15 protein-coding genes are annotated in these 11207 nt (G+C 66.1%); 9 read left to right on the top strand and 6 right to left on the bottom strand.

Annotation, left to right across the window (positions count from 1 at the left end; all coding sequences use genetic code 11):
- Window positions 1-389 precede the first annotated feature (389 nt).
- Window positions 390-671, bottom strand: coding sequence for a DUF4287 domain-containing protein (locus BLR21_RS40685; RefSeq protein ID WP_090015406.1), 282 nt, complete (start codon window positions 669-671; stop codon window positions 390-392).
- Between the two features lie 106 nt (window positions 672-777).
- Between BLR21_RS40685 and BLR21_RS40680 the strand changes: the two genes are divergently transcribed.
- Complete coding sequence (locus tag BLR21_RS40680) at window positions 778-1194, top strand: hypothetical protein (RefSeq protein ID WP_090015404.1); 417 nt, start codon at window positions 778-780, stop codon at window positions 1192-1194.
- On the opposite strand, the gene BLR21_RS40675 is transcribed toward BLR21_RS40680, so the two are convergent.
- The 5 genes from BLR21_RS40675 to BLR21_RS40655 form a co-directional block, all read right to left on the bottom strand.
- A complete protein-coding gene (locus tag BLR21_RS40675; protein WP_090015402.1) occupies window positions 1191-1616 on the bottom strand; it encodes a hypothetical protein in 426 nt (141 codons plus the stop codon). The genes BLR21_RS40680 and BLR21_RS40675 overlap by 4 nt on opposite strands.
- Before the next feature lie 8 nt (window positions 1617-1624).
- Entirely contained in the window at window positions 1625-2071 is a 447-nt protein-coding gene (locus BLR21_RS40670; RefSeq protein ID WP_030478290.1) for a hypothetical protein, read from the bottom strand.
- Window positions 2072-2160: 89 nt separating this feature from the next.
- On the bottom strand, window positions 2161-2475 hold the full coding sequence (locus BLR21_RS40665; RefSeq protein ID WP_090015400.1) for a TFIIB-type zinc ribbon-containing protein: 315 nt from the start codon (window positions 2473-2475) through the stop codon (window positions 2161-2163).
- A gap of 40 nt (window positions 2476-2515) precedes the next feature.
- A complete protein-coding gene (locus BLR21_RS40660) occupies window positions 2516-3340 on the bottom strand; it encodes a phosphotransferase family protein (protein WP_256335251.1) in 825 nt (274 codons plus the stop codon).
- A gap of 157 nt (window positions 3341-3497) precedes the next feature.
- Window positions 3498-3971 (bottom strand): hypothetical protein, encoded by a 474-nt coding sequence (locus BLR21_RS40655; protein ID WP_090015398.1) that lies wholly within the window; start codon window positions 3969-3971, stop codon window positions 3498-3500.
- Between the two features lie 307 nt (window positions 3972-4278).
- On the opposite strand from BLR21_RS40655, the gene rpsL reads away from it, so the two are divergent.
- The 8 genes from rpsL (at window position 4279) to rplW (ending at window position 11192) form a co-directional block, all read left to right on the top strand.
- The gene (gene rpsL, locus BLR21_RS40650) at window positions 4279-4653 is read left to right on the top strand and encodes a 30S ribosomal protein S12 (RefSeq protein WP_090015396.1); all 375 of its coding nucleotides are present in this window, start codon (window positions 4279-4281) and stop codon (window positions 4651-4653) included.
- Window positions 4653-5123, top strand: coding sequence for a 30S ribosomal protein S7 (gene rpsG, locus BLR21_RS40645; protein ID WP_030478293.1), 471 nt, complete (start codon window positions 4653-4655; stop codon window positions 5121-5123). The genes rpsL and rpsG overlap by 1 nt, the downstream gene beginning before the upstream one ends.
- A gap of 76 nt (window positions 5124-5199) precedes the next feature.
- Window positions 5200-7302, top strand: a complete 2103-nt coding sequence (gene fusA, locus BLR21_RS40640; protein WP_090015394.1) for an elongation factor G — start codon at window positions 5200-5202, stop codon at window positions 7300-7302.
- Between the two features lie 146 nt (window positions 7303-7448).
- On the top strand, window positions 7449-8642 hold the full coding sequence (gene tuf, locus BLR21_RS40635) for an elongation factor Tu (protein ID WP_030478295.1): 1194 nt from the start codon (window positions 7449-7451) through the stop codon (window positions 8640-8642).
- Window positions 8643-9226: 584 nt separating this feature from the next.
- Complete coding sequence (gene rpsJ / locus BLR21_RS40630) at window positions 9227-9532, top strand: 30S ribosomal protein S10 (RefSeq protein WP_003938093.1); 306 nt, start codon at window positions 9227-9229, stop codon at window positions 9530-9532.
- Window positions 9533-9559: 27 nt separating this feature from the next.
- Window positions 9560-10210 (top strand): 50S ribosomal protein L3, encoded by a 651-nt coding sequence (gene rplC, locus BLR21_RS40625; RefSeq protein ID WP_090015392.1) that lies wholly within the window; start codon window positions 9560-9562, stop codon window positions 10208-10210.
- Window positions 10210-10896 carry a 50S ribosomal protein L4 gene (rplD, locus tag BLR21_RS40620; protein WP_090015390.1) on the top strand — a complete coding sequence of 229 codons (687 nt, stop codon included), beginning with the start codon at window positions 10210-10212 and terminating at the stop codon, window positions 10894-10896. The genes rplC and rplD overlap by 1 nt, the downstream gene beginning before the upstream one ends.
- Window positions 10893-11192 (top strand): 50S ribosomal protein L23, encoded by a 300-nt coding sequence (rplW, locus tag BLR21_RS40615; protein WP_030478298.1) that lies wholly within the window; start codon window positions 10893-10895, stop codon window positions 11190-11192. Before rplD ends, rplW begins: the two co-directional genes overlap by 4 nt.
- Window positions 11193-11207 lie beyond the last annotated feature (15 nt).

Genomic DNA, 11207 nt, shown 5'->3' with positions numbered 1-11207 from the left:
GACCTCACCCCTCAGGTGCAGCAAGAGCTATGGCGCGACTCGTGATGGGACCCCACCGCCTGGCCCGCGCGGTAAGGACGGCTCGCCTACGGCGTCGCGTGGGGGAACGGCTCGCCTGCGGCGTCGCGTGAGGGAGGACGGCTCATTTTCGGCGTTGCGTGGGGGAGGACGGCTCGTCGTCGGCGTCACGTGCGGGAAGACGGCTCGTCGTCGGCGTCGCGTGGGGGAAGACGGCTCGTTATCGGCGTCGCGTGGGGGAAGACGGCTCGTTATCGGCGTCGCGTGCGGGAAGACGGCTCGTTATCGGCCTCGCGGGAGTGTCAGACCTGCTCTGTACGTTGGGTCGCGGGGGACGCTGAGCCCGAGGGGACCCCTGCTTTGGCCTGCCGTCAGCGGTTGGCGATGCCGTCCAGGCGGAGCGTTGTCGAGTCGTCTCGGTGGCTGCCGTTGGTGCCTACGTGCTTCTCGCTGATCTGTGCGCCGTTCTTCAGCACGTGGTAGAGCGCCATGCCGTGGCCTCGGCCCAGGTCGTAGTCGGTCTTCAGCCATTCCAGGACCACGCCTGCCTTTGTGGTGCCGTCGAAGCCGCGTTCTGCGGCTGCCGTCAGCAGTTCGGCCGGGGTCTTGCCGGTCTTCTTCTCCGCGCCGTCGAGGTAGGCCTGGAAGGACATCGTGGTCTCCGTTCGTCGTTGAACAGAGCGTAGGACAACCCTGGATGTCTTGACAAGAAAATTTGTCGGTGGAATCTGGGTTGTGGGTGCCTGCTTCCATGAAGGCATGGGGGAGCTGCGGTGGCGTGACGTTCGGGAGTGGTTCGACCCTGAGGACGGGCCGTTGCACGACGGGTGCGTGGCGGGGGTCGGGCCTGGGGCTTGGTGGGCCGTTGCCGACCTGGCGGTGGCTCGGGGGTGGCGGTCCGAGCTTGACGGGGGGACGTTGCACGTCTGGCCCGGTGAGGGGTTTCTGGTCAACTTCTTCGAGGCTGTCGGGGATGAGGTTCTCTTCGACGTCGACGTTCGGGAGTTGCAGGGGCAGGAGCGGCTCGACCTGCTTGGCGTGTTCCTGCGGGAGTTGGGGCGGGCGTTCGGGTTGCCGGTGGCGTTGACCTTTGAAGGGTGCGACCCGAGCAAGGAGCCGTATCTGCACTACGACCCGGTGGCTGACGGGTTCGTGCTGGATCGGGAGCCTGGTTAGCGGCGGCGGGCGCGCGCCAGGGCTCTGGCTCGGATGACCAGGTCGTCCACCAGGTGCTCGTCTACCAGGGGTGGGATGCCGGACTCGTCGGTGCAGCAGCGGGGTTTGGTGCGCTTCTCCGAGAGGCGGGGGCGGACGCCGGCCATCTCGTAGAGGGCTTCGTAGAGGTCCTGGCCTGGGTCGTCGTCGTGTGGGCCCACCAGGAGCACCCACACGACTTCGGGTGAGGGGAAGGCGACTACTACGCGGTCGGCGCCTCGGAGGTGTTTCACGCAGAGGCGCGGTAGGGGTTCTGGGCCCGTCACGCGGTAGCCGAGTGCGGCGCAGCCCGAGTGGGCGAGTTCGTCCAGGAAGCGTTCGTAGGCGACGCGGGCTCGGCCGCGCAGGCCGTTCGCCTGGGCGTGTGCTGTGGGGGTTTCCACTACCTCGATCAAACTGGGCGGACCACGCGTCCCTTGCCGCTGCGCATCTCGTCGAGGGACGAGGCCAGGTCGGGGCGGTCCAGCAGTGACTGGTCGCTCAGGCGGCGGTGGACTTCGTCGATGAGGCCGCGGGTCTTGCCCGCGCGGCGGAGGTCGGACACCAGGTGGAGGACCTCGTGCAGGCGCACGGTGTCGAGCAGCATGCGTGGTTCCTGGCTGTGGATGGCGAGTACGCCTTCGCGGGCCCAGGCCTTCACGGTCTTCTCGGTGAGGTCGAGCAGTTCGCCTGCCACCACGGGACGTACCGGCGGGGCTTGGCGAAGGGTCTTGGCCACCACACCGTCCAGGCGGCGACGGCGTTCGTCGCCTTCCGACAGGGATGACGCGACGGCTTCGAGCTCCTCGATCGTGTCGAAGAGGTCGCGGATGTGGGCGGCCTCGGTCGCGACAGACATGGCTACTCCTCCCGTTGACTACCGATTATCTACCTGTTTCTCGGTAGTCGTCAACGGCCCCGGACCAGAGATCCGGGGCCGTCGCGCGTTCAGGAGGAGAAGAAGAGACCACCGAGGCCGCGGTGCTTGCGGTGGCCGTAGCCGCCGTAGCCCGCGTGACCGCCGTGGTGGTGGTGGACCTGCTGCGGCGCGGCACCCCAGGCGGGCTGGGCCGGCTGCGGGTAGGCGACGGGCGGCGGCGCCGGAGCGGCGGGCGGCGGAGCCTGCATCTGGGCCTCGAGGCGCGTGATCGACTCGAGCTCGCCGTAGTCGAGGAAGACCCCGCGGCAGCCGTCGCACTGCTCGATGTGGACGCCCATGCGGTCGAACGTGCGCATGTTCGCATGACACTTGGGACACTGCATCGTGGTGAGCCTCCTGCGGTGGGACCGGACAAAAACGATATTAGCCGCGGTCACTGCTCTCGTGCGTCGCGACGATCCGACGACAGGCTTCAACCAGCGGTTCCACTGCCTGCAGCCCGGACATGAGTGCCCGTGCTGCCATCTGCACAACGTACGCCTGGGCCGGGATGTTGAGTGCTTCCCATTCGGATGTCGGCAGAGCCACACCACCCGTTTCACGGTAGGCGTTGAGGAACCGCGCCCACAGGTCATCGGGCAGAACCCCCGCGGCGAACAAGGCCGCAGGTCGCGCCAGGTCCCACACCGGATCGCCGACGCCGAGATCGTCCACGTCGATGAGCCGCCAGCCACCCCGGTGCACCAGTTGCCCGAGATGCCAGTCGCCGTGGATCAACGCACGGCCGTTCATGTCCAACGGAGGCAAGACTTCATACGCGCGCAACACGACATCGGCATGCGGCAGGTCCGGCGACAACGCCTCGATAGCGCGCACGATCCGTTCCGGCGTGCCGGCCACGGGCCCTCGCACGGGCAACGCGTGCAGCTTCGCCAGCAGTGCCGCGCTTTCCTCCCACGGCGCCCCATCGGGATCCGCCTGACTCACCGGCGACCCGTACGGCCACACCGTCACCGGCCGGTCGTCCACGAACTGCAACGGCTTCAGCGGCGGCAGCATCAACTCGGGATGCGCCGCCGCGATCTCCACCCGCTGCCGCAACGCCTCCACGTCGGCGTCCGCGGGATGCGCCTTGGCCACCACGTCGCCCACGCGCACCACCACGACGTCACCGCGGTCGCCGCCGAGCACCTCCGGGTCGGCGGAAGAGCCGGTCAGCGAGGCCATCGCCCTGATCAGGTCGTCCACGCGCACAGTGAATCAGTTCGCCGATCAGGCGGGACGCGCTCCACCTAACGCCCGGTCGGACCTGCCGTCGACGACCTTCGTGACTTTGCGCGTCCCGGCGCCGCATATCACCCGTTCGACACGAGCAACGCCGGCGCGGCGATCACGGCAGCCGTCTTCACAGCTTGTCCATGCAGATCGTCCTGGCGGGCTTCGAGTAGGCGAGCGAGAGTTCCGGCTTCTTGCACCGCGACTTGTCGAACGTGCCGTCGATGACCTCGGTGACCTCCTTGAGGTCACCGCCGCGGCACGCGCCTGACGTCTTGACGTCGACGGCCTCGCTCCTGTCTTCGTACTGCTGCGGCTTGACGCACATGTTCTTGCCCACATCCAGCACGAAGCAGGTCTTCTCGTTGCCGTCGGAGGTGACGAGGTAGTCGCCGGCCGGGCAGTCCGCACCGATCGCCGCCACCTCGAACATGGCCTGGCGGCTTGTGCACTTCAGTTCGTTCAGCTCCAGGGTGGCGCTGTTCGCCTGAGGCGCGACGCAGTCGCCGACACCGGGACCCGCCAGCAGGTCCTTCGCAATGAAGAACCCCGCTCCCACGACGATGGTGGCGATAAGGCCGTAGACCAGCAGGTTGAGCTTCAAAGCGCGTTCTCCGTCACCCGAGTAGCGTGGTTTCCGGGATCCAGGTCTACAGCAGGTGCGCGTACGGCACCCCCGTTTTGACCCAGGTAGACGTGGGCGGGTATCTTTGCTACCTGTGCCCGACCCATGTCGGGCCGCTCCGCGTGCCCGCGAGGCCGTGGTGTCCTCCACTCGCAGTGGCAGTTGAACTGTTGCTTGCGGACCTTGGGAGCGGGCGACACGCCCGACCTCGGGTGCAGAGAGGGATCAAGAAACACGAGGGTGAACCGGAAGGCGAGCCCTCAAAGACGGAAGAAGCAGCCGGCGAATGCCAACGATCCAGCAGCTGGTCCGCAAGGGCCGCACGGACAAGGTGGCCAAGCAGAAGACGGCGGCCCTCAAGGGCTCGCCGCAGCGGCGCGGTGTGTGCACCCGCGTTTACACCACCACTCCCAAGAAGCCGAACTCCGCACTGCGCAAGGTCGCTCGCGTGAAGCTGACCAGCGGTATCGAGGTCACGGCCTACATCCCCGGTGAGGGTCACAACCTCCAGGAGCACTCGATGGTGCTCGTGCGCGGCGGTCGTGTGAAGGACCTGCCGGGTGTTCGCTACAAGATCATCCGTGGCTCTCTCGACACGCAGGGTGTCAAGAACCGCAAGCAGGCTCGCAGCCGCTACGGCGCGAAGAAGGAGAAGAGCTAATGCCCCGCAAGGGACCGGCCCCGAAGCGGCCGCTTATCTCTGACCCGGTGTACAGCTCGCCGCTCGTGACCCAGCTCATCAACAAGGTGCTGGTCGACGGTAAGCGCTCCGTGGCCGAGAAGATCGTCTACGAAGCCCTCGAAGGTGCTCGCGAGAAGACCGGCACCGACCCGGTCGTCACGCTGAAGCGCGCCCTGGACAACGTGAAGCCGTCGCTGGAGGTCAAGAGCCGCCGCGTCGGTGGTGCGACCTACCAGGTGCCGATCGAGGTCAAGCCGGGCCGTTCGACCACGCTGGCGCTGCGCTGGCTGATCACCTTCTCCCGGCAGCGCCGTGAGAAGACGATGGTCGAGCGTCTGATGAACGAGCTGCTCGATGCGAGCAACGGTCTCGGTGCGAGCGTCAAGCGCCGTGAGGACACGCACAAGATGGCCGAGTCCAACAAGGCCTTCGCCCACTACCGCTGGTGATCTGACGCCCGGTCTCGGCGAGGCCGGGCTCTCCCAGCCCTAGTGAGCTCACTAGCTCAAGACAGGGGAAAGACCCGTGGCACAGGACGTGCTCACTGATCTTGCCAAGGTCCGGAACATCGGGATCATGGCCCACATCGACGCGGGCAAGACCACGACGACTGAGCGGATCCTCTTCTACACGGGGATCAGCTACAAGATCGGCGAGGTTCACGACGGCGCTGCCGTGATGGACTGGATGGAGCAGGAGCAGGAGCGCGGCATCACGATCACGTCGGCCGCGACGACCTGCTTCTGGAAAGACCACCAGATCAACCTGATCGACACGCCTGGCCACGTCGACTTCACCGTCGAGGTCGAGCGCAACCTGCGCGTCCTCGACGGCGCCGTTGCCGTCTTCGACGGCAAGGAGGGCGTCGAGCCGCAGTCCGAGCAGGTCTGGCGGCAGGCGACCAAGTACGACGTCCCGCGCATCTGCTTCGTCAACAAGATGGACAAGCTCGGCGCGGACTTCTACTTCACGATCAAGACGATCCAGGACCGGCTGGCCGCCAAGCCGCTGCCGCTCCAGATCCCGATCGGCTCCGAGAGCGAGTTCATCGGCGTCGTCGACCTGATCGAGATGCGCGCGCTCACGTGGCGTGGCGAAGTCTCGAAGGGTGAGGACTACGCGATCGAGGAGATCCCCGCGGATCTGCTCGAGAAGGCGCAGGAGTTCCGCGAGCAGCTGCTCGAGGCCGTCGCCGAGACCGACGACGACCTGACCGAGAAGTTCTTCGAGCAGGGCGACCTGTCCGTCGAGGAGATCAAGGCCGGCCTCCGCAAGATCGTCGCCGCCGGTACCGCGTACCCGATCCTCTGTGGCTCGGCGTTCAAGAACAAGGGCGTTCAGCCCATGCTCGACGCGGTCATCGACTACCTGCCGTCGCCGCTCGACCTTCCGCCGGTCGAGGGCACGCTGCAGGACGGCGAGACCGTCGTGAAGCGCAGCCCGTCCACCGACGAGCCGTTCTCCTCGCTGGCCTTCAAGATCGCCGTGCACCCGTTCTTCGGCAAGCTGACCTACATCCGGGTCTACTCGGGCAAGGTCGCCGCGGGCACCCAGGTCATCAACGCGACCAAGGACCGCAAGGAGCGCATCGGGAAGATCTTCCAGATGCACGCCAACAAGGAGAACCCGGTCACCGAGGCCATCGCGGGCCACATCTACGCCGTGATCGGTCTCAAGGACACCACGACCGGTGAGACCTTGTGCGACCCGCAGCACCCCATCGTGCTCGAGTCGATGACGTTCCCCGAGCCGGTCATCCAGGTCGCCATCGAGCCCAAGACGAAGGCCGACCAGGAGAAGCTCGGCACCGCGATCCAGAAGCTGGCCGAGGAGGACCCGACGTTCCGGGTCAACCTCGACCAGGAGACGGGCCAGACCATCATCGCCGGCATGGGCGAGCTCCACCTGGACATCCTGGTGGACCGCATGCGCCGCGAGTTCAAGGTCGAGGCCAACATCGGCAAGCCTCAGGTGGCGTACCGGGAGACCATCCGCCGTGCGGTGGAGAAGTACTCCTACACCCACAAGAAGCAGACCGGTGGCTCCGGCCAGTTCGCGAAGGTGCTCGTCACCGTCGAGCCGCTGGAGAAGAAGGAAGACGGCGCGCTCTACGAGTTCGTCAACGCCGTCACCGGTGGTCGCATCCCGCGTGAGTACATCCCGTCGGTCGACGCGGGTGCACAGGACGCGCTGCAGTACGGCGTGCTGGCGGGCTACCCGCTGGTCGGCGTGAAGGTGACGCTGCTCGACGGCGCCTACCACGAGGTCGACTCCTCGGAAATGGCGTTCAAGATCGCTGGTTCGATGGCCCTCAAGGAAGCCGCCCGTCAGGCGTCTCCCGCGATCCTCGAACCGCTGATGGCCGTTGAGGTCACGACGCCCGAGGAGTACATGGGCGACGTGATCGGCGACCTGAACTCCCGCCGTGGCCAGATCCAGGCCATGGAGGAGCGCAGCGGTATCCGTGTCGTCAAGGCACTGGTCCCGCTGTCGGAAATGTTCGGGTACGTGGGTGACCTGCGGTCCAAGACCCAGGGTCGTGCCAACTACTCGATGGTGTTCGACTCCTACGCCGAGGTGCCAGCGAGCGTCTCGAAGGAGATCATCGCGAAGGCGACCGGGGAATAGTCCCCAACCGGAGCACCGCAGTTCCACCGCGGGCTCTCCGGGGATGACTCCCTGGGGTCCGCACTTTCCGACCCTGACGTGTAGTCCGGCGGGTGGCCACAGATACCCGCCGGACCAGCAAAAAAGAAGTCCAGGAGGACAATCCAGTGGCCAAGGCGAAGTTCGAGCGGACGAAGCCGCACGTCAACATCGGCACCATCGGTCACATCGACCATGGCAAGACCACGCTGACCGCGGCGATCTCCAAGGTTCTGCACGACGCGTTCCCCGATGTCAACGCCTCGTTCGCGTTCGACCAGATCGACAAGGCGCCGGAAGAGAAGCAGCGCGGCATCACGATCTCGATCGCGCACATCGAGTACCAGACGGAGAACCGTCACTACGCGCACGTCGACTGCCCCGGGCACGCCGACTACATCAAGAACATGATCACCGGTGCGGCGCAGATGGACGGCGCCATCCTCGTGGTCGCGGCGACCGACGGTCCCATGCCGCAGACGAAGGAGCACGTCCTCCTGGCCCGCCAGGTCGGCGTTCCCTACATCGTTGTCGCCCTGAACAAGGCCGACATGGTGGACGACGAGGAGATTCTGGAGCTCGTCGAGCTCGAGGTCCGCGAGCTGCTCTCCGAGTACGAGTTCCCGGGCGACGACCTGCCGGTCGTGCGCGTTTCGGCGCTGAAGGCGCTGGAGGGCGACGAGACCTGGGGCAAGTCCGTGCTCGAGCTCATGGCCGCCGTTGACTCGGCGATCCCGGAGCCGGAGCGCGACACCGAGAAGCCGTTCCTCATGCCCGTCGAGGACGTCTTCACGATCACCGGCCGCGGCACCGTCGTGACCGGTCGTATCGAGCGCGGCATCATCAACGTGAACTCCGAGATCGAGATCGTCGGTATCAAGGAGACGTCGAAGAAGACGACGGTCACCTCGATCGAGATGTTCAAGAAGTTCCTGGACGAGGGCCGCGCCGGCGACAACGCCGCGCTGCTGCTCCGTGGCATTAAGCGCGAGGAGGTGGAGCGCGGCATGGTCATCGTCAAGCCGGGCACCACGACCCCGCACACCGAGTTCACGGCGCAGGTCTACATCCTGTCCAAGGACGAGGGTGGCCGCCACACGCCGTTCTTCAACAACTACCGTCCCCAGTTCTACTTCCGGACGACGGACGTGACCGGCGTTGTGACGCTGCCCGAGGGCACCGAGATGGTCATGCCGGGTGACACCACCGGTATGGACGTCAAGCTGATCCAGCCGATCGCCATGGACGAGGGCCTCCGCTTCGCGATCCGCGAGGGTGGCCGCACCGTCGGCGCCGGCTCGGTCACCAAGATCCTCAAGTGATCTAGCTTCACCAGTTCGGCGTGAAGCCGGGCCAGCGATCTTCGTTGGCCCGGCTTTCGTCGTCAGGACAAAAATTGTGCGGCAGCTCACGTCGGGCTGCCGCAGGCGCGCGGGTGAAGAGCCGTCGTCGGGAATCCGTTGCCGGACAATGAAACCGGCACGGCCGTTGCTCCACATGCGACGGACGACAGCGGCTCACCGGCCAAGATCGGCACGTGATCTGGGTCCGACTCACCCACCCCGATTTGGACTGCCCCACGTCCGTGTGGCATTCTTTACGGGTTGCTCAATGAAGGCCGGGCTCGCTTCACGCGTGTCCGTGTCTTTCGATTGAGCGTCCGCGCCCTGTTAGTGAACGCCTCCTTGCGGAGATGGGCATCAGGGTGCATGGGCTGTGGTAGGCCCAATCCCACCGGGGAGACCTTGAGTGGGACCGGTATGCGCACCGGGCGCGACACGCCCGACCGCGTGGACCGGGCACCATGACACTTCAACAGGGGCGGAGCGCGCCAAGAGGCTGTAAAAGGCCTCATCCGAGGCACCGCCCGCAGCGGTTACGAGAAGCAGAGGAACGGCAAGCCATTATGGCGGGACAAAAGATCCGCATCCGGCTCAAGGCCTACGACCACGAAGCGATCGACGCGTCTGCGCGCAAGATCGTGGAGACCGTGACGCGCACCGGCGCTCGGGTCGTCGGGCCTGTGCCGCTGCCCACTGAGAAGAACGTGTACTGCGTCATCCGCTCGCCGCACAAGTACAAGGACTCGCGCGAGCACTTCGAGATGCGCACGCACAAGCGGTTGATCGACATCCTCGACCCGACGCCGAAGACGGTTGACGCGCTCATGCGCATCGACCTGCCGGCCAGCGTCGACGTCAACATCCAGTAAGCGTTGGGCGCGGAGAGTAACGAACCAATGTCTGACAGGCAGATGAAGGGCATCCTGGGCACCAAGCTCGGCATGACTCAGGTCTTCGACGAGAACAACCGGATCGTTCCGGTGACTGTCGTCAAGGCTGAGCCCAATGTCGTGACCCAGGTTCGCACCGAAGAGAAGGACGGCTACACCGCCGTCCAGCTGGCGGCCGGCGCGATTGACCCGCGCAAGGTCAACAAGCCCGTTGCTGGGCACTTCGCCAAGGCCGGGGTCACGCCCCGTCGCCACCTGGTGGAGCTGCGCACGGCGGACGCCGGCGAGTACACGGTCGGCCAGGAGATCACCGCTGAGGTGTTCGAGGCCGGCGCTGTTGTCGACATCACCGGCACCAGCAAGGGCAAGGGCACCGCGGGTGTCATGAAGCGCCACAACTTCAAGGGCCTCGGCTCCAGCCACGGCACCCAGCGCAAGCACCGCTCGCCGGGTTCCATCGGTGGCTGTGCCACGCCTGGTCGCGTCTTCAAGGGTCTGCGCATGGCCGGCCGTATGGGCCACGAGCGCGTCACGACCCAGAACCTGAAGGTGCACAAGATCGACGTTGAGAACGGCCTGCTGCTCATCAAGGGCGCGGTTCCCGGTCCCAAGGGCGGTCTGGTGTTCGTCAAGACTGCTGCGAAGGGCGGTGCCTGATGTCGACTGTTGAGATCCGCACCCCGGATGGCAAGACGGCCGGCTCGGTCGAGCTGCCCTCCGCCGTGTTCGACGCGCAGGCGAACGTCGCGCTGCTGCACCAGGTCGTGGTGGCCCAGCAGGCCGCCGCTCGCCAGGGCACGCACTCGACGAAGACCCGCGGCGAAGTTCGTGGTGGTGGCAAGAAGCCGTACCGCCAGAAGGGCACCGGTCGTGCCCGCCAGGGTTCGACGCGTGCGCCGCAGTTCGCCGGCGGTGGCATCGTCCACGGCCCGCAGCCGCGCGACTACTCGCAGCGGACGCCCAAGAAGATGAAGGCCGCTGCTCTGCGTGGCGCCCTCTCCGACCGGGCTCGCGCCAACCAGGTCCACGTCGTGTCCGGCCTGGTGGACGGGGACACCCCGTCGACCAAGACCGCGCGCAGGGTCCTGGAGTCGGTCACCCAGGCTCGTCGCGTTCTCGTGGTGCTCAACCGCACCGACGAGGTCGCGTGGGTCAGCGTGCGGAACCTTCAGCACGTGCACGTGATCGCGCCCGACCAGCTCAACACCTACGACGTGCTCGTCAACGACGACGTGGTGTTCACCAAGGACTCGCTCGACGTGTTCCTCGCCAGCAAGGCCCAGCAGGGTCGCGGCTCGGCTGAGGCCACGGCGACCGCGGTGGACGAGGAGGCCTCGAAGTGATCCCCGACCACAGGGACATCTTGCTCGCGCCCGTGATCTCCGAGAAGTCCTACGGGCTGCTCGAAGAGAACAAGTACACCTTCTTGGTGGCGCCGGGTTCGAACAAGACCCAGATCAAGATTGCCGTGGAGAAGGTCTTCGGCGTCAAGGTCGTCAGCGTCAACACCATCAACCGCCAGGGCAAGCGCAAGCGGACCAAGAGCGGTTTCGGCAAGCGCAAGGACACGAAGCGCGCGATCGTCACGTTGTCGGCTGACAGCAAGACGATCGAGATCTTCGGCGGCCCTGCCGCCTGATGACGAGGACTGCGT

It is taken from the genome of Lentzea albidocapillata subsp. violacea (assembly GCF_900100275.1).
Lineage (GTDB): Bacteria > Actinomycetota > Actinomycetes > Mycobacteriales > Pseudonocardiaceae > Lentzea > Lentzea violacea.
This window is presented reverse-complemented; position numbering and strand designations above follow the sequence as displayed.